The sequence below is a fragment of the Aquimarina rhabdastrellae genome (genome assembly GCA_947387485.1).
In the GTDB taxonomy this organism is placed as follows: domain Bacteria; phylum Bacteroidota; class Bacteroidia; order Flavobacteriales; family Flavobacteriaceae; genus Aquimarina.
The window spans coordinates 254,039-273,815 of sequence record CANDNT010000003.1; the positions used below are offsets into that span (position 1 = coordinate 254,039).

The window sequence follows — 19,777 nt, forward strand, 5'->3', positions numbered from 1 at the left end:
TAATAATTTATTATTTTCAAGAACAATTAGTTATAAGTTTTTTAGCACTATTAAGAATTTCTTTAATGATAAAAAAAATACTTTACTCAGATTCTATTTTTATTATTCTTTCTATTCTCCTTTTTATCATTATTAGAGCTATTGGTTTTGATGGTTTATATGGACAAGATGCCTATGAATATCTAAGATATACAAGAGCTTTATTAACTTTTTATCATGAAGGTATTCATCCTGGTGATTATTTTTGGCCTCTATATTATCCTCTTATAGGAAGCCTAATTAGTTTTATTACAGGTCATGAAATTCTTATTTTACAATTGTTAAGTATTTCTTCAATTGGTATTACGGCAGTTTATATAAAAAAGATATTTGCCTTGTTATATAAGAAGGAGCACTATTCTTATATTTATATCATACTATTTTTTATACTTTCTCCTTCTATCACAAAAATTGGAACGAGTATAATGAGTGATCTGCTTGCTACTTGTTTTATTACCTTATCTTTTTACCATGGTATTTTCTATATCAAAAATATAGGTGTCAAACATTTATACTTTACTTCTTTTTTTGCTGTAGCAGCACTTATGACCCGCTACGTTTCTGGAGTAGTATTATTTCCTTTATTTCTTACTGTACTTTATACCTTATTTAGGCATCGTTCTCACTTAGTTCACTTAATTCCCATTATACTCTTTTCTTTATTATTGATTAGTCCTCATCTATGGATTCGATCTACTGATCCGCTCTCATTTCTTGGACATGATGGTATTACAAAATCTAATATTAAAAACTTATTTTCTTCCTCTTTTATCAATAATGATGGAATACAAACGAATAAATTCCCCAATTTAATTTACATTACATTTAATATTATACATCCTATTTATTTGTTTTTTGGTAGCGTTCTTTTATTATTTATACGTAAAAAAGATTTTAAAAATAATTTCTCTCTTATCATCATAATTTCAATCATTACCTATGCAGTATTTATAGGCTGTATTTCTGCTCAAAACAAACGTTTTTTACTTTTATCATTCCCTTTAATTCTCGTTGCACTTTATCCCGCTTTTTTAAGAATACTCTCCATATCCATTATAACTCGTTACCGTTATTTATTATTTACAGGTTTTATAATAATTCAATTAGGTCTTAATTATATTTCGTTAAAACCCTTATTACATAGAGTGACTTTTGAAAAAGAAATGGTAGTGCTAATGAGTCCTTATCAAAATAATACCTTGTATAGTTTTGATATTGATATTGCCTTACAAGGAAGAGGTTTACAATTTGATTATCAAAATATGTATACTGATACTTATACACATTTCAATACTGGAGATCTAATCTTATTTCATCCAACCAAATTTAAACAACAATGGCGAAATAAAAATCCAATGATTAACTGGAATTATATCCAAGATCATCTAGAATTCAAAACGATAGGTGATGGCCCTGAAGGTTGGAAATTATATCAAATCGTATCTCAAAAATAATTTACTCATGTTATGGACTAAATTCAAATATAGATTAACGCTTATATACAAAATATTATTATTGCATATAGGTTTTAAGAAATACCTTTTAAAAAATCGTTACGGTGAGCGCATCTTGGTTTTTCATGGAGTTGATTTAAAAGGTGAAACATGCTATAATAGTCGATTTGTTTCCACTGCATATTTTGAAGCTTTTATACAATACATAACAACACATTTTAATGTGATTTCTATAGAAGATTATTATCAAAAAAAATTCAAAAAAGATACTTTAAATATTGCCCTAACATTTGATGATGGCTATTTAAATAATTATAAATACGCTATTCCTATTCTAAAAAAATATAATGCTCCTGCATCGTTCTATATTACTACTATACATAATGATTATTCTTTTTTATGGCCTGATTTTATTGATTTAGTTTCTTTTTATACTACTAAAAAAGAAATTTTATTTAATGGTAGTTTATACTTAAAAAACAAAAAAAATGAATTTATACATCATGGTATCTCTTTAAAAACTCAGTGTAAAAATTTATCATTTACTCAGATTCAACTTCTTTTTAATCTTTTTGAAACAGATTGGATGGATATCAAAGATTCATTATCCGATTATTGGGAATTAATGCATCCTCATCACATTAAAGAAATTGCAACTGATCCTCTTTTTACTATTGGTTCTCATGCACATACTCATGCTAATTTAGCTTCAATTACAGTAGATGAGGCTATTTCAGAAATCACAACTAGTAAATCTTTACTCGAAACATATTGCGATACTACTATAACTGAATTTGCTTTCCCTTTTGGATATTACAATCAAGAGCTAATTGATCTTTGTAAAAAGAATAATTTTGACAAAATTCTTTTGGTTGATTACACTTCTCAAAAAGACAGCACAGATGTTACATTAAGAAATCGTTTTGTTATCAACCCCTATATTTCCTTAGAATATCAACTTGTTTGTTTACTAAAAGGTTCTTATTTTTAAGACTATGAATTATTCTATTGCTCCACTATCTCATAAAAACATTAAAGATTTACTTTATCTATACGAATTTGTCTTTGGAAATACTTATTCATTAGATTTTATTTTAAAGAAATTTGACACTTCTTATCTTGGTAAAAGTTACTATGGTCATCTTGCTTATCACGACAAACGTCCTATTGCTTTTCATGGTGCTATTCCTGTATTAATGGAATATCAAGGGCGTCATGAAATTGCAGCTCAATATGGAGATGCTATGACTTTACCTACTTATACAGGTAAAGGATTATTTACTAAATTAGGACAACTTACAGATCAACAACTACAAGATGATGGTATTTCATTTGTATGGGGTTTCCCTAACCAAAATTCTGAATATGGTTATATTAATAAACTTCATTGGAATTATGTTGAACGTATGCAAGGATATAAAATTAAAACCGCTATTATTCCATTAGAAAAAATGGTTCGTAAATTTAAGTTTACAAATCAATTTTATATTAATAGAATAAAAAAAGCTTTTGAAAAATATCGTGTACCTTCTTATATTCAAGGAAGTGTGCTTAATTCTAAAAATGATATTGTTACGACTTGTCGTAATACTCATTATTATACTTATAAATCTTTTTCTGAAAATTTTACTATTAAAATAGATGATGTACTATTTTGGATCAAAATCAAAAACGGCTTATTAATTGGTGATATAGAAACTCCTTCTAAAGCAGCTTTTAATAATGCTTTAGAAAAATTAAAAAAACTTGCTTCAGATAATGGTATTGGAGAACTTATTTTCCAATCCTCTCCGAACACTCTAACTACAGACCTATTACAAGAACAATCCGATGATTATTTTGAATCATGGATTGTTGGTTTCAAAAATTTCTCTTCAAAATTTCCATTAGAAAAATTGAAACTCACTTTTGGAGATCTCGATACTTTTTAATTTAATAGAGGTCAAAAAATTATTTTTCCCTATCCTGCTTTAATTCTAATACTGATTTTTGTAGATCTTTAATTTCTTCCTGTTGTTGTATTATATATAGTGTAAGTTCTTCTATTTTTTGCAATAATTTTGCGTTCATTTCCCCTAACTGAATACCTTCATTTTTCACTTCTGTTGCCGATGGAATATTATGCAAATGCCCATGTTCTTTAATATAAGTATCTACTTCTTGTATCGTCCATAAATTATAATTTTTATCAAAAACATAATCTGGCCAAGCACTTTGTAATTGAACTTTCATTTCTTCAGCTATCACTTTACCACCTATAGCTAATTTATACCCTGATGGCGTTTCATTGGTCCCAATAGTAACTATTCCTCCGTCTAAACCTATACCTCTTAATGTCATTAAATCACCTCCTCCAAAAAAAGAAAATTTAGTATTCTTATCAAACGATAAACTATTTCCGTATTGTGTTGCTCCAATAAAAATCTTGTTTAATACATTGTTTGTTCTTCCTATAGATAAAAAACCTCCTCCACTATTTAAAATTTCCAATATAGATTGTTGAGAATCATAATTACCAGAAATTGAAGCATTACCTATTGTTACTGCATTATTACCATGAGAATAGATTACGCCTTGATTATCATAATTGTGTTGTGCGAAAGAATTAGCACATAATAATAGTATTATGCACAGAAAAGAAAGTTTTCTCATAACCTGTTTCGTTTTATAAAATTGATACTCAAATATATAAAAAAAACATATCTTACACTAAAAAAACCTTTGAAGGACTCTAATCAACATATTGTTTTTTTAACCCCAGGTTTTCCGTCTTCAGAGGCTGATTCTACTACTATTCCTGCTCTACAGGTATTCTTAAAAAGAATAAAAAAAGTCTTGCCTCTTACAAAAATGACTCTTATTACATTTCAGTTTCCATTTATAACTCATAATTATATTTGGAATGATATACATGTTATTCCTCTTAATGGCAAAAATAAGCGCTATAAAAAAATATGGACTTGGGCTAAAGCGTATAAATTACTCAAAAAAGTACATAAAGAAAATCCTATTACTTTTCTACATAGTTTTTGGATAGGAGAGTGTTCTTTAATTGGTAATTTTTTCGCTTTCAAAAAAAACATACCTCATCTTGTTACTGTTATGGGACAAGACGCCTATTCAAATACATGGTTTCATAAACTTTTAAATAATAAACACACAACTATTGTTACATTATCAGAAAAACATCACGAAACATTATTAAAGCATCATTCTTTATCTTCTAAAATTATTCCTTGGGGAATCGAAATCTCAAATTTCCCTAATTTACAACAAAATACAATTGATATTCTGGGAGTAGGTTCCTTAAATAAAATTAAAAACTATACCCTTTTTATACAACTTATCGCTAAGCTTGTTCCCTCTTTTCCTAATTTAAAAGTTGAACTTATTGGGGATGGCATAGAAAAACCTTCTATTGAGTTTTTGATTCGTACATATCATTTACAAAATCATGTGCAGCTATTAGGAAAATTATCTCGAGATATAGTACTACAAAAGATGGCTCAATCTCGCATTCTTTTACATACTAGTTCTTATGAATCCTTTGGCTTTGTATTTATTGAAGCTTTATATTCTGGGATGCATATTGTATCATTTCCTGTTGGTTGTTCACAAAAGATTCCTCAATGGAATATACATCATACCTCACAAGAAATGCTTAACACTTGTCATTATCTATTATCGTCTTCTATTACTAAAAAACGATTTTTATTATCTTCAATGAATAATACCATCAATTCTTATTTAAAAATTTATAATGCATAAGATATTCACTATAGTTATAAATACAATTCGTGGATTTGCTAATCCTATTTTTAATTTTATAACTATAGCTATAGGAATTTCTCAATTTGGTAAAGAAGATTGGGGTACCTTGATTAATATGCTCTTATGGATCTTCTTTTTAAGTTTTATTGCTGGATGGGGAAATAAAGAATTCTTGATTAGAAAATTTAGCACTTCTCCATCTACAATATATAATGATTTTTATCTAAATTTTTTCAGTAGAAGCATATTCTTAATTCTTGCTCCTATACTATTCTTTTTTTTTCCTCCTACAATTTCTTTCTTGAGTTTTTTCTTATTAATACTATTTTATTGTTATCAATCTCTAGATAGCTTAGTTGTTTATCATCAGGCTTTCTTTTCTCAACTCATAGCAGAGAGTTTAGGGTTTCTTATTGTTCTGGTGTATATTATATACGCTCCCTCTTTTAAACTCAGTTCAGTATTATTAGTATATTGTTTAGCCTTTACAATCAAGCTCTGTTATTTAATCTATCAACTTAAATTGTGGAAAACTCCTATTACGTTTCATTTTTCTATAAAAGATCTATATAGTAGTTTATATTTCTTTCTTTTAGGATTTAGTGGTTGGTTACTTTCTAAAATTGATATTTATATAGCTTCTTATTATTTACCTAAAGCGAGATTATCTGAATATCAGTTATTAATAACTGCTTTCTTAATGCTTCAAGCGATATCTGCTCTTGTAGTTGTTCCTTTTACAAAACATATTTATCGATTGCCAAAAAATAGTACCATAAAACTTAAATTCTTATTAAACTATATTGCATTACCTCTTGTAGGTATAGGTACTTTCATTATTTGGTTAGTATTAGAATATATTATTCACCTTGAAATCTCTCTGACTGCTTATATTTTAGGTGGTACCATGACATTACCATCGTTTTTTTACATTATAGATATTTATGAATATTACAAAATCAAACAAGAAAAAAAAATCATTATCTTCAATTTCTCAGCAGCTATACTTAATTTTATTCTAATATTGTTACTCATTAATACTTATCAATTTATAGGAATATTAATAAGTAATTGTATTATACAATGGGTGCTTCTAATTATTTATAAAACACATGATAAAAATCCAATGTCCTATATGTCATCAAAAAACTAGTATACATCCAACTCATATAAACTGTATTAATAATCATACATTTGAATCTAAAAATGGAGTTTATCATTTATTACCACCTAAAAGCAAAACTGATCTTGATTCTTACTTAAAAAAATTTGCCGATTATAGATCCAAAACTTTCAATCCTATAAATTCTAACAATGTTAATGAACTTCCTTTTGTTAAGTTTGACAAACATTTATGGAAACTTCGTGCAATAGATTTAAAATTAATTTTAGCTTCAATCTCTAAAAAAGAAAAAAATATTTCTATTCTTGATATTGGTGCATGGAACGGATGGCTTTCTCATAATTTATCAAAAGAAGGTTATAATGTTACAGCAATGGACTATTTCACGGCTCCATTTGATGGTTTAGAAACCGTACAATATTACACTCATAAATTCCTTGCTATTCAAGCACCAACTTATGATTTTTCAATTTTTCAATCCACTTTTGATGTTATTATAGTCAATCGTTGCTTTCCTTATTTCCCAGATATACCAACACAACTCACAGCTTTAAAAAAAATATTATCCCCTCAAGGTAAAATAATTATTACAGGATTAAGCATCGTTAAAAATCCAAAGCCTATTATCAATCATCTAAAAAAGAGTGATGAAGTTTTCAAAAAAGAATATGGAACTTCTTTATTTTTAGTTCCTTTTAAAGGATATACTGATAAAAAAGATTTATCTTTATTAAAAGATCATCAATTCATGATCAAGAGATATAAAAACTTCTTTATAAAATCCCTTTTATCAAAAATTGGAATTACTCAAGTAGATTATCTTTATGCTATTTTCGATAAGAACTTATCAAATAAAAAACAGTTTTGAAAAATCAAAATTCAATCCAACATTTAACTTTTGTTTGTCTAGCAATATTAATTGCTCTCATTGATAGAAATCCATTATCATTAGATCAACGAATTGGAACTAATTACATAGAAAATGGTTTTTATCTTATGTATGATGGTATTTTAAATCAAAGCATTGGTGAACCTTATTCTTATCGTATATTAACTCCTTATCTCATTAAAATATTATCTTCTTATACAAATATCTCTCCTATAAACATTGCTTTCTTACTTAATATCATTTTTCTATATTTTGTTTTATTCTTGTTCACAAAATATAGCAAGCAATATCTTTCTCCATTTCTATCTTTTTTGACTAGTATTATACTTTCTTTTTATATAACAATTATACAATCTCAAGTATTAGGCATAATTATTATTGAAACACAAGACATTCTTAATGCTCTTTTTATCATTATCTTGTTGATATTAGCAAAAAAAGAGAAATGGTTTTTATTTGGAAGTATTCTCTCCTTAAGTATTGTGAATAGAGAAGTTCCTATTATTTTAATTCTTCCATATTCTTACATTTTGATTAAAGACAAAAAATATATACCTTTTTTATTCATTAATATTAGTAGCTTCTTAGTATATTTTTCTATTCGTTTTTTAATTAATATAGAGCAAAATAATTATCCCGATTTTCATAATTTAAAAACGAATTTCCCTGGATTGAATCTAAAATATTTTACAACGGCTTTAAAATTTAATTTGCATTTATTAGTATTATTATTTCCTATATTATATCTTTCTTTCAAGAACTTAAAATCAAAAATTTCACAAGTAAAAGTACTTATACTGACTTCTATACCATTTATGATTATTCATTATGTAATGGGGTCAATTATTGAGTTACGCTTATTTTTACCCTTGATCATCATACTTTTACCTATTGCTATTTTTAATCTAAAACAAAATTTTGAAGTTGAAGCAAAAAATCCTCATTTTTAATCCTCGAAGTGCAAATGCTAAGCATAGAATTCCTAATTCTATTCTGCAAGTAGGAGCGGCTATACATGGGGTTTATGATTATGTTTTTGTGGATGGTAATCTAGAAAATGATCCCTGGCAAACTATTGTGTCTTACTTTAAAACTGGAACATTCAAATATTTTTGTTCTACAGTAATGCCAGGTCCTCAATTAAAACAAGCTATACCGTTTACTAAACAAATAAAAGAACTCTTTCCAGATTGTATTACTATCTGGGGTGGTTATTTTGCTTCTAACCAATATAAGGTCTCTCTTAATTCTGGTTATGTAGATTATATTGTTAATGGTCCTGGAGATCATACATTTCCTAAATTACTCGACGCATTAGAGCAACAACAATATGATCAATTAATACTTATTCGTAATCTAATTTTTAAAAATGAGAAAGGTAAAATCATACAAACTACAAAAGAAGCCTTATTAGATCAAGATGCTTTACCTAGATTACCTTATAAATATTTAGATTCTTTTTATCCATTAGAAAATTATCTTGCAAGGACCTTTATGGGCAAAAAAACGCTTGCGTATCATTCTAGTATGGGATGTCCTTTTACCTGTTCGTTTTGTGCTGTAGTACCTATTTATAACGCTAGGTGGAAAGGTAAATCTGCTCATTCTATATATAAAGATGTACGCTTCTTTAAGGAATCTTATGGTATAGATGCTATTGAGTTTCATGATAATAATTTCTTTACCTCAAAAAAACGGGTTTTAGAATTTGCAGCACTTGTTCAACACGATAATATCAAATGGTGGGGAGAAGGTCGTATCGATACTATTAATAAATATAGTGACGACGAATTACGCCTAATGCAAAAAGCTGGATGCTCTATGATTTTTTTGGGAGCCGAAACTGGAAATGACGAAGTGCTTAAACAAATGAATAAGGGTGGGACTCAAACGGGAAAAATGATCGAAGAGTTTGTTCTACGTATGAAAAACGTCAATATTGTTCCCGAACTCTCTTTTGTTTTAGGGCTTCCTGGAGAAAATGAAGCCAAAGTCTATAAACAGATTCTTTGGGATATCAATTTCATTAAAAAAATTAAAGCTATCAATCCCGATGCAGAGATCATTATCTATCTCTACAGTCCTGTACCAACTGAAGGGTCTGAATTATATCAACAAATTATAGATGCTGGTTTTTCTTTCCCTCAAACTTTAGAAGAATGGATCGCTCCTAGTTGGGAGAATTTTGATCTACGAAAAAATCCTTTAACCCCGTGGTTGACTCCTAAAATGATTGACACCATTAAGAATTTTGAAACGGTGCTTAATGGTTATTATCCTACTGCTTCAGATTTTAGAATCAAAGGCTATAAAAAGAAAATTTTAAAATTATTTTCTGGTTATCGTTTTAAATATGGTATTTATCAATTTCCATACGAAATCAAAGCATTACATAAATTATGGAAATATCGCCAACCCGAAATACAAGGTTTTTATTCTGAATAAAATATGATCGTACGTTCTTTAGTAAAAAAACTTATTCATCCTTTTTTAAAATTAGGTTATAATCTTTATTATTTAAAACCTAGACCCTATCGCTATCATGATATTGAGGTATTAGTACATCCTAAAGTATTCTCTCCAAAATTTACAATCAGTACAAAAATACTTTTAGATTATATAGATGCTCTTACCTTAAAAAATATTTCTTTTTTAGAGTTAGGTTGTGGTTCTGGAATTATTTCGCTTCTCGCCGCCTCTAAAGGTGCAATGGTTACGGCTTCAGATATTAATAATTTTGCTTTAGAAGCACTAAAAAAAACTAGTCAAAAAAACAATTTGCCCTTATCTATAGTATATTCTGACTTGTTTGATGAGATTACTCAAGAGCATTTTGATTATATTATTATAAACCCTCCATATTATCCTCGTAAACCAAAAAATGAAAAAGAACACGCCTGGTTTTGCGGTGAAAACTTTGAGTACTTCTATAAATTATTCAATCAATTACCTAATTACATTCATAAAAATATTGTTCTTATGATTTTGTCTGAGGATTGTAATATTTCTCATATAAAAAAAATAGCATCAGAAAATGGATTGACTATGCGTTGTATTTTTGAAAAAACAGTAGTCAAAGAAAAAAACTTTATTTTTTCTATTGAAATTTCTTAAAACAAAGAATATACAAATGGTGATATCACCGAGTTTTCTGTAAATACAACTATAACTCCTAGCAATACCAAAACAATAACTATTGGTATTAACCAATACTTTTTACGTTTCATTAAAAACTTTATAAAAGCGATAAATATTTCCGATTTATTCATGTTTATTTTTTAAATAATTAAGGGCTTTCATAATCTATATCTTCCTTTTTATCTATCCATCCTGCTTCATAAATAGTCTTTTTATTGAAGATTCTCATTAAAATAGTAATAGGCGAAAAAATCAAATAATACAGTATTCCTAAAATTACGAAAGAGCTTATTTGTCCTAATACTTCTCCTATAATAAACCATACATACAATATCGGGAAAAATACTTTAGGTAAAATTAAAGCTACTCCTAAATTCAATAGTATAAGGCTACTCAATACTATTTGTTTAATATCCCAAATAAATCCGTTTTTATAAATACTCCATCCTAAAACACAACATAAGATTCCTGAAATCAAATACCCGAATTGTTTTTGTTTTGTAGTATTACTACTATTTTGTAATATTTTATTAAATACTTTTTTAATCCAATTCATAATTGCTATTTTGAATTAAATTTTCATGTGGTATACTTCCTTTTTCTTTTTGTATAATAAAATCCTCAATCACCAATATATCCATACCTGTTTGATAAAAACATCTTAAAGCATCCGCAGGTGAAGCAACAATAGGTTCTCCTCTTACATTAAATGAGGTGTTGATTAAAACTGGACAAGCCGTTTGTTCTTCAAATTTGGTAATAACATTATGTAATCTACTATTATCTTCTTTATTTAAAGTTTGTACTCTTGCTGTACGATCTTCATGAATACATGACGGAATGGTCATTTTTTGTTCACTTTCAAACGTAAACAACATATATTTAGATATCTTATCACCAATAAACCAATCTCCAACTTTTTCTTCTAGAACTATTGGTGCAAATGGCCTAAAACCTTCTCTTTTTTTAATACTGAGATTCACATGCTTTTTCATATCTTCATATAGCGGACTGGCTAAAATACTTCTATGTCCTAATGCTCTAGGTCCAAACTCCATCTTACCTTGAAACCAGCCTATAATTTTCTTTTCTTTAAGTGCTCTTGTTACAGTAGTTGTTAATGTTTCTTCATCTGCTTTGATGTAATCAATATCATACTTTGAAAATACTTCTTTTATTTCTTTATCTGTATAGCTTACGCCTAAATATATTTGATCTTTTAAACTGTCTTTTAAATATATTCTTTCTTTTTTCAAATATTGATACCAACCTACATATGCTGCTCCTACTGCTCCTCCAGCATCTCCAGATGCCGGTTGAACCCATATCTCTTTAAAGATATTTTGTTTTAATAATTCTCCATTTGCCTTGCAATTAAGTGCAACTCCTCCTGATAAACATAATTGATCTAAGCCTGTTATTTTTTTTGTATATACAGCTAGTTTAATAATGATATCTTCGATTATCGATTGTATCGAACTAGCTACATCACAATAAAATTGTTCCATTTTACTTTCGGGAACTCTTGCTTTTTTTCCTAAAACATTACAGAAACTAGTATTAATCATATACTGCCCTTTTTCGAAAGCAAAATGTTCCAGATTGAGTTGTATTGCTCCTTCTTCTGTATAAGAAACTATATGTTTTAATATTGTGTCTTTATATAATGGAGTTCCATAAGGAGCTAATCCCATAAGCTTATATTCTCCAGAGTTCACTTTAAATCCACAATACAACGTAAACGCAGAATATAACAATCCTATAGAATGTGGATAATGTTGTTCTTTTATAATTTTTAATGTATTTCCTTCTCCTATTCCTATCGTTGTACAAGCATGTTCACCAACACCATCTATCGTTAAAATAGCACTTTTTTTAAATGGTGATGTAAAAAATGTTCCCGCAGCATGTGATTCATGATGTTCTGAAAAAATAATTTTACCGTTATAATCCAATTCTTTTTTTATGTAATTAGGAATCCACAGTTTTTGCTTAATCCATGAAGAAATGGTTTTTCTAAACGTATTAAAGGTATAGGGTGTTTGATGTTGAAATGTTGTTATTATTCGCTCAAATTTTAAAAACGGTTTTTCATAAAAAACAATTAAATCAATATCTGCTATAGCTATCTTTTCTTCTGCTATACAAAAGGTTATTGACTGAATAGGAAACGAAGGATCATGTTTTATTCTAGTAAATCGCTCTTCTTGTGCTGCTGCGACTATCCTACCATTTTTTAAAAGACAGGCTGCAGCATCATGATAAAAAGCTGAGATTCCTAGTACATACATAGTTTAGAAAAGTTTATTATTTAGAAATTCAAAAAGTACTTTATGTCCTTCTATATTAAAATGTGGATCATTTGCATAATACAATCTTCTTGTTATGGTATCTTTTTGTTTTAAAAACGGTAATGGGTTTAAAAGAGTTACGTTCTTATACGCTTTAAAATCTTCTTTTGCCTTTTTATAAAACGTATATTGTTCTTGCGCTATCTGATCTGTATTTCTTATTGAAACACCTAATTGCTCCATATGCTCTTGATAGTATGAATTTAATTGTATACAATGCGGAATAAAAACAATATGGACAGCACTTGTGGGTGGAATCTCTTTTATTAATTGTTCCATTTCATATTTCCATCGATGATATTTTTCTAGAAAATCATCGGTAAGCGTTACTGTCTTTTCTAAATGTGCTGAATCAGCTTTAATAAGTATTTTTTGCCTACTCGTATACTTATTTTTATCAAACTCATCTTCTATATGAATTGGTATAACTTCATCTTTGTTATTTTGTTTTAAAAAAGAAAGTTTTCTATTTAGATATGCTATAGACAATAGTTGATCTGATATTGTCCAATATATATTTCTTAAAAAGGAAAGTGTTTCCCAATTGGTTAAATGTGAAACATCTAACAAATCATTCCCAACATACACTTGATATATTATTGTCTTAGGATTTGTTTTTTGTATCCTATTCTGTGCAAAAAGACGATGTTGCCGAATACCAATACCTGCTACCGAAGCATTTAAAATAGTTTTATCTGGATTATGCTTTTGTAAAAAAGAAACATAACTATCTCTTGCTGCAGAAAAAGAATCTCCTAAAACCAAAACATCTATATTTTGACTTTCTATATTTTGAGAAGCATTTAATGCCTGCCAAGAATCTTTATAAAAATCTATGATATAATAACGGTAACTCCATTCAAATAGTAGTACGACAATTAAAAGTATAATTATAAGTTGGATTGTCTTTTTCGTAAATACTAGTATCCATTTTAATATTTGATTCATATTTACGAGAATTCTTTAAGTACCTATTTTAAGAGTATTTTAATTTATACTTCTCTAAATTTAATTAAAAGAATTCAACAATTCGTTTATTTTGGATATCAAATCTTGATATACCATCCTATACTTAACCAAAATTTATTTTTAGCTTTTCCTTCTATAAAAGAACTCAATCGATAATCTATACCTGTTTCTATCTTATTATTATCAGAAAAAACATATCCTAATAGCGGGACTAACCGAAGTTCTAAATCATACTCATCACCTTCAAAGGCATTTAAATACTCATTATTTACTTTTACATACCATTCTTTAGGGTCTACACTTTCTCCATTTAAGGCAAACTCGGTCGTTAAACGATAACGTAAACGCAATACCATATCTTTATCTGCCGTAAAGGTTTCATCTGCTGCAAATCGATGTGCTAATCTTATTCCGTTTAAATGAGCATTTATTATTGTAAATTGTTGTATGAGTCTATGAACTATTTTCTCGTCTCTTATTCTAAACTGATATCCAAAAGCTACTTTATTATTCACCCCTACTTTTTTTGATCCTATCAAGGCAAAATCTGTAAGAATATGTTCATATGCTATTGTTGGTTTTCCTGAAAAAGCTCCTGCTATAAATGCATCCCTAGATCCTAACTGAAAATTCAATCCATATCCTTTGCCTATTTTTTTACTCAAATTAACAGTAGGCAGTATTCCTGCTTCATAAGTAGCTTGCGCAAATCCTGTAATTCCAATACTCCATATTATTGCGCTTATAACTAATATTCTAATATTCAAGATTGTCTGTATTTCTAAATATTATTTCTGAGATTTCTATGATTTCCCCTTTAACATTCATAGCTATCTCAAATAATTTCCATTCTTTATTCTTTCTTGCTTTTAACACAATTTCATAGGCATAATTACAGATTTCATTTGGAGATTTTGCACTCTCAAAAGTTGCTAATGTTGTAATGTCACCTGTATATTGTTTCTGTATTTTTTTGATTTTATATGATTCAAATGATTTTTTTAAACTCTTAGTGATATTTTTTTGTTCAGCTTCGGTTAATTCTTTATAATCATATACAATCTCAATATCTTGAAGGTTTCCTATTGTATCAAACTCTACACTATATTTCTTTTTGTTTAATTTAAATTTAGCTTCTATAGAGTTTCCTTTAAGGTTTTCTTCAAAAAACCATTTTTGCTTGATCTCTTTATCTAATGAATTTATAAACTGTAGTGCCTTAGACGGAACTTTTTCTTGTTTTAACCGAGATTCTTTTTCATACTTTTTTTGTCCTATTGCTGTAATTGCAATAAGCATAAAGAGATTACATAAAACAATTGCTTTTAGATTCATTATATAGAGATTACTAAAGTTCAATTTTATTTATCGTAAACACAAGTGTTGAGACATCTTCTTTTGCTTCATGAATTCTAGAATTGGTATAGTATAGTGCCCCATCATAAATACTAAATGTATCCGCCCATTTTACTTTTTCGCCTTCTAAAATTGTCGTAAGAGTTCCTTTTACATCTCGCTTCATGATTTTATGTTGTTCAAGATCTGCATAATACAAATTACCTTGATCGTCAAAAATCATCCCATCTGGTGCTGCCGTTTTTTGAACAAGTGTTACTGCTGCTTCAATAGTTGCCTTATCTCCTTCGTTTAATACGCTTAACGGCACCGCATATAGATTATATCCTGTAAGTGCATGATAATATAACTTTTGATTTCTCCCATCAAGCGCTATTCCATCAGAATGTACTGTGTTATTCCATTTTTTACCGTTTATAGTAAGATGATCTACTTCTGCCAGTGTTGATTTATGATTATCTAGTACTCTCTTAGATTTACCACTTACCATATCAATCACAACTAACCCCGCATGTCCAGAATCTGTGAGATATATTTTATTATTCTTACCATCTACTCTCAAATCATTGATATATGAATCTTTATGGTAGCTATCTGATTGTAATTTAATAATAGTATCTAGCTTATCTGTAAGAAGATTAAAAACCACTAATCTAGGAGCGTCTTGCACTCCTTTAAATAATGGATTTCTAGTATCTAATACAAAAAGCTTATCATTAAACGCTACTACAGATTGTACTGCTACAAAAACACTATCATTAATTTCTTCACCTATTTCCCACGAATTCCATGAATCATTAGGATATGCTTTATATTCTTTATTTTCTGTAATAGTCACAACCGAATGTTTCACTCCTTTTCTCCATCTAGGAAAATTAGCAAATACCTTTCCTTTATTACTTACAGTTACTCCCGTTACTTGTTGCCCCTTAAACGAAGCTACTTCTATTACTTCTTTTTCTGTTGTTTGTTCTGTTTTTAAAGGTTCTTTAGGAGTTTCTTTTAAAGGTTCTTTAGGAGTTTCTTTTATAGGTTCTGGGTTCTTTTTACAAGCTATTACTGCTGTAAGTGCTAAAATTCCTGCAATTGTTCTCATCGGGTTGCAAATTATTCTTTTTCTATAGTTCAAAAATACGGCTTTCTATTTTCCTTTTCAATAAGAATATTTAGATATCTAGCACATTAGACTCCAATATGGAGTCGCCATCAAAAATTGTTTAAACGTTAACCTTTTAGTCTTTTTTATTTTATTTTTAAATTCAAACTGCCCATTAACTCTATTCCATTTTAAAACAATCTCTTGATAAATTATCTTAGTATATGTATTATATATTGCTTTTATCTTTTTAAGGTTTTTTGATACCATTTCTATGCTCAAATCATCATTCATTTTTATGAAACCCTCCACTATCTTATATTCTTCAGGTGCTATTTCTTGAAATTTCTCTTCTATCAATGCTATTAATGTTTCTTCTTTTACTCTTTGTGCCAAAGTATATATATCGTAGAAAGATTTCTTGTGTCCTTCCTCTTTAAATTCAAAAGGATTATTCATTTCTGTTTTTAGCCCTATCGGAGTCGGAAGTATATTTATTTTTATATCCGTCCCCTTTTGTGGAAGCACAATATCTAGGTAAAAATATCTCGTATCATTTATAGCTATTCGCTTTGCAAAAAAAGCTTGTATTATTTCTTTTGGGAATACTGTTTTTATTGGTTTTGATGCCGTTACCTTATACTTCCATGAACAATTCAAATATTCTTCTTTTAAAAACACATAAGATAAATCTGCCTTTTTAAATGCTGCTACTGTATTTTCACAACTACAGCCACATGTAGGCCAGCTTCCTGCTATTTTTAAATATCCGTTTTTTGTATCATCTATCAAAGTGTCATAATCCACTTTGCCATCACCATCCATATCTTCAAGCTTAGCATGACATTCTTTTACTTTATTCCAAAGCTGTGTACTAAGCTTACTTTGTCCAAAAAACATTTGAGAGCACATCCCTAAAAAAAGTAGACCAATTATTTTTATTCTCATATCAATGTTTATTTATACTATAACAAATTTAATAGCTTTTATTCTAGTAAAAACAAAAGGCTTCCTGAAATTCAGGAAGCCTTATATATAATAGTATAACTACTTTATTTATTCAATTACCAGCTTACGTTGTAGTTCTTGACCCTCATAATTTAGTTTATATACATAGATACCACTTGATAATACATGTTCTTCTGTAATACCATTCCAATCAACTGTATGTAATACATTTCCTTTTACTGTATCTGATACAAAAGTATATACTTTTTGTCCTAATACATTGTATAAGCTAATGTCTACATGTCCATCTTCTGGAATACTATAACTGATTTGTGTAGCATCGGTCATAGGATTAGGAATATTTTGTCCTAAACTTAATCCTAATACACCGTTTAACACTACTTCTTCAGTTTCACTATTAGGCGTATAATTTAACACATAAGGTGTTTTCATCGCTCCTAATAATACAGTATGATCAAAAGCTTCTTCATTATCTAAGGTGATTACTTGCTCTCCATCAAATAATTTAAAAATAACCTCTGCATTTTCATTACCTCCTATTCCCATAAAATAGTGATATTGCCCATCAATTAATTGTGGTTTGGCTACACCTCTTACTTCATCTCCTATAAATGCTGCTATAGTATATTCTCTAGAAGCATCTAATTGATCTGCATCTACTACCGCCGTCATATACATAAAATATGCATAAGCATTAGGGTTGATTTTCCATCCTAATATACGTGCCTTATCTAAGTATGAGACTTCAACTTCTCCATTACTATTCGCCTGGCTTGCAGCACTAGCACTATTTGAAGCTACTCCTCTATAATTTAATATACCATCATTTGTTGCTATATAGAAGTATCCTAATCCTGGTGTTAAGTGTGTTAAACTTCCTACCCAACCATCTTCTGCTGTATATTCTGCACTCAATCCTCTTCGCTCTATTCGGTCTCCTTCTCTTATAGTTGTCGAAGTTAGTGATCTTAGTGCTACTGGTACTCTTAATAATTCATTTGGTAAATACCCTAAACTATTAAAAATAGGATTTGTCTCAAGATTAGCACCACTTCCTATTATGGTAATATCTGTATCGATAGGAACTGGAATACCTTGAATTTGTATCATACTATTGGCTGCTTGAGTAGATTCAATTACATATGCTTTTCTTACATCTAAACTGGTTGTGTTTGGATCTGTAAAAGTATACGTTCCATCTGAAGCTACTGTTGCTATAATTGAACCATCAACTGCATCTGAAATCTCATCTCCACTAACTAATCCAGTAATCGAAGTAATTGATAAGTCATTTGATGATGCATTATCTCTTACATTAAAACTCAACTCCTGGAATCCTGGTACTATTGGAATCCTTCTACTCAAACGTTCTCCTACGGTAAAGCTTACTGGAACTGCTCTTGATCCAAATCGCCCTCTAAAACTGTATGGATAGCTCTCCATGATTCCTTCATACTCTGTACACTCTGATGCATCCCAGACTCTAAAACTTAAATTACCTGATTCACCAGTATTACCAAAGACTGCCAAGTTTACTAGCCCATTACGATCTACATTAGCTGATCCTCTAAATTCTCCATTAAGATACGCTGCTACTATATCTCCTTCATCCATAGATTGAATACCTCTTCCTTCTATAAACAATTCTCCTGTAAAACTCATATTTCCTCTAAATAATCCAGAATTAAATCCTGAGCTATATGCTGGTGCTGTACAGAATACATCTACTTCTAACTGGAATACTTCTGTTCCTAAAGGTAATCCTGTTGTAGCATTAAATGTTTCTAGATATACATTAGTGGTATGTATTCCCGGATTAAGGAATGGTGCTACTACAAATTCTAGATCTCGCTCTACTTGTAACGCTTCTATACGTTGTGTATCTCCTGCTGGTATTGCGGTTGTACCTGTACCATTTCTTTGCTCTACACTTAACCACGCTGGTAAGTTTGCAAAACGATATGTAATTGCTATTCCTCCTGCTGAGTTATCTAAATCTATCGTAGTTACCCTAGAAGAGGTTCCTTGTTCTTGTCGAATTCGTATATTGTTTTGACTCCAAGCCAAGGTATTACGATTGACTACAAAATCCCATGAAGCTCCTGTCACTCTATTTCCTGCTGGATCTTCTACTCTATTAGTTATCATTGCAGTTAAACTAGCTCCCTCTATTTGTCGAGGCGTAAACACAGGTATAATATTTACAGTGGTATCACTATTTGATACTTCTATATTAAACTGTAAATCTTGAACTGCTCTAGTAATATCTAATGGTGCTGCTACTCCTTCACCTGTAACAAAAGTTAACCCTGTAGCTGTAGTTCCTATAGCATGTCCTGTAAAATCTCTAATAGCCTCATTTGGTGCGCCATCTATTCCATCTAGGGCGTTTTCATCAAATACAAAATACGCCATTAAATTTACTTCGTTTCCTATAAGCTGACGATCCATATTTGTTACAATCTCTAAAGGTGATCGCATCTCTGTCCATATACGTACTTCGTCTAATAATCCTACATATGCGTCTCCACTACTAACTCCAGCAATTTGAATTGGTTCAGAATTAGTTACTAATCCTGTAGTAAAGTTTCCTGATCCTACAGAAGCTCCATTATAATATAC

19 protein-coding genes are annotated in these 19,777 nt (G+C 29.3%); 9 read left to right on the forward strand and 10 right to left on the reverse strand.

The features are described from left to right. The first annotated feature begins 65 nt into the window (after positions 1-65). Genes ACYEKI_RS08590 through ACYEKI_RS08600 form a run of 3 tightly spaced genes read left to right on the forward strand, consistent with a single transcriptional unit; the run spans position 66 to position 3,424 of the window. Positions 66-1,493, forward strand: coding sequence for a hypothetical protein (locus tag ACYEKI_RS08590; protein ID WP_459210770.1), 1,428 nt, complete (start codon positions 66-68; stop codon positions 1,491-1,493). 7 nt (positions 1,494-1,500) lie between these two features. Next, positions 1,501-2,484, forward strand: coding sequence for a polysaccharide deacetylase family protein (locus ACYEKI_RS08595; protein WP_459210771.1), 984 nt, complete (start codon positions 1,501-1,503; stop codon positions 2,482-2,484). Positions 2,485-2,488: 4 nt separating this feature from the next. Then, on the forward strand, positions 2,489-3,424 hold the full coding sequence (locus ACYEKI_RS08600; RefSeq protein WP_459210772.1) for a GNAT family N-acetyltransferase: 936 nt from the start codon (positions 2,489-2,491) through the stop codon (positions 3,422-3,424). Positions 3,425-3,443: 19 nt separating this feature from the next. Here the strand turns inward: ACYEKI_RS08600 and ACYEKI_RS08605 are convergent, their stop codons facing one another. Beyond that, positions 3,444-4,145, reverse strand: coding sequence for a hypothetical protein (locus tag ACYEKI_RS08605; protein ID WP_459210773.1), 702 nt, complete (start codon positions 4,143-4,145; stop codon positions 3,444-3,446). A 69-nt stretch (positions 4,146-4,214) separates the two neighbouring features. Between ACYEKI_RS08605 and ACYEKI_RS08610 the strand changes: the two genes are divergently transcribed. The 6 genes from ACYEKI_RS08610 to ACYEKI_RS08635 are packed head-to-tail and all read left to right on the forward strand — an operon-like array spanning position 4,215 to position 10,390. Then, on the forward strand, positions 4,215-5,261 hold the full coding sequence (locus ACYEKI_RS08610) for a glycosyltransferase (RefSeq protein WP_459210774.1): 1,047 nt from the start codon (positions 4,215-4,217) through the stop codon (positions 5,259-5,261). Further along, the gene (locus ACYEKI_RS08615; protein WP_459210775.1) at positions 5,254-6,417 is read left to right on the forward strand and encodes a hypothetical protein; all 1,164 of its coding nucleotides are present in this window, start codon (positions 5,254-5,256) and stop codon (positions 6,415-6,417) included. The genes ACYEKI_RS08610 and ACYEKI_RS08615 overlap by 8 nt, the downstream gene beginning before the upstream one ends. Further along, positions 6,377-7,255 carry a class I SAM-dependent methyltransferase gene (locus tag ACYEKI_RS08620; protein ID WP_459210776.1) on the forward strand — a complete coding sequence of 293 codons (879 nt, stop codon included), beginning with the start codon at positions 6,377-6,379 and terminating at the stop codon, positions 7,253-7,255. The genes ACYEKI_RS08615 and ACYEKI_RS08620 overlap by 41 nt, the downstream gene beginning before the upstream one ends. After that, positions 7,252-8,226 (forward strand): hypothetical protein, encoded by a 975-nt coding sequence (locus ACYEKI_RS08625; protein WP_459210777.1) that lies wholly within the window; start codon positions 7,252-7,254, stop codon positions 8,224-8,226. Before ACYEKI_RS08620 ends, ACYEKI_RS08625 begins: the two co-directional genes overlap by 4 nt. Then, positions 8,201-9,721: a B12-binding domain-containing radical SAM protein gene (locus ACYEKI_RS08630; protein ID WP_459210778.1), complete on the forward strand. Its 1,521-nt coding sequence runs from the start codon at positions 8,201-8,203 to the stop codon at positions 9,719-9,721. The genes ACYEKI_RS08625 and ACYEKI_RS08630 overlap by 26 nt, the downstream gene beginning before the upstream one ends. Positions 9,722-9,724: 3 nt before the next feature. Continuing rightward, complete coding sequence (locus ACYEKI_RS08635) at positions 9,725-10,390, forward strand: methyltransferase (protein ID WP_459210779.1); 666 nt, start codon at positions 9,725-9,727, stop codon at positions 10,388-10,390. On the opposite strand, the gene ACYEKI_RS08640 is transcribed toward ACYEKI_RS08635, so the two are convergent. The 9 genes from ACYEKI_RS08640 to ACYEKI_RS08680 all read right to left on the reverse strand — a co-directional run. Further along, a complete protein-coding gene (locus ACYEKI_RS08640; RefSeq protein ID WP_459210780.1) occupies positions 10,387-10,545 on the reverse strand; it encodes a DUF5989 family protein in 159 nt (52 codons plus the stop codon). The two genes, ACYEKI_RS08635 and ACYEKI_RS08640, sit on opposite strands and share 4 nt — an antisense overlap. A 17-nt stretch (positions 10,546-10,562) precedes the next feature. Then, entirely contained in the window at positions 10,563-10,970 is a 408-nt protein-coding gene (locus ACYEKI_RS08645; protein ID WP_459210781.1) for an SxtJ family membrane protein, read from the reverse strand. Next, a complete protein-coding gene (locus tag ACYEKI_RS08650; RefSeq protein WP_459210782.1) occupies positions 10,957-12,705 on the reverse strand; it encodes a carbamoyltransferase family protein in 1,749 nt (582 codons plus the stop codon). The genes ACYEKI_RS08645 and ACYEKI_RS08650 overlap by 14 nt, the downstream gene beginning before the upstream one ends. A gap of 3 nt (positions 12,706-12,708) precedes the next feature. Further along, positions 12,709-13,713 carry a hypothetical protein gene (locus tag ACYEKI_RS08655; protein ID WP_459210783.1) on the reverse strand — a complete coding sequence of 335 codons (1,005 nt, stop codon included), beginning with the start codon at positions 13,711-13,713 and terminating at the stop codon, positions 12,709-12,711. Positions 13,714-13,811: 98 nt separating this feature from the next. Beyond that, entirely contained in the window at positions 13,812-14,501 is a 690-nt protein-coding gene (locus ACYEKI_RS08660) for a DUF2490 domain-containing protein (protein WP_459210784.1), read from the reverse strand. After that, positions 14,491-15,069, reverse strand: a complete 579-nt coding sequence (locus ACYEKI_RS08665; protein WP_459210785.1) for a hypothetical protein — start codon at positions 15,067-15,069, stop codon at positions 14,491-14,493. Before ACYEKI_RS08665 ends, ACYEKI_RS08660 begins: the two co-directional genes overlap by 11 nt. 13 nt (positions 15,070-15,082) lie before the next feature. Further along, a complete protein-coding gene (locus ACYEKI_RS08670) occupies positions 15,083-16,186 on the reverse strand; it encodes an L-dopachrome tautomerase-related protein (RefSeq protein ID WP_459210786.1) in 1,104 nt (367 codons plus the stop codon). Positions 16,187-16,264: 78 nt separating this feature from the next. Further along, a complete protein-coding gene (locus tag ACYEKI_RS08675) occupies positions 16,265-17,134 on the reverse strand; it encodes a hypothetical protein (RefSeq protein WP_459210787.1) in 870 nt (289 codons plus the stop codon). Positions 17,135-17,242: 108 nt separating this feature from the next. Next, a partial coding sequence (locus tag ACYEKI_RS08680; protein ID WP_459210788.1) for a T9SS type A sorting domain-containing protein occupies positions 17,243-19,777 on the reverse strand: 2,535 nt, incomplete at its 5' end.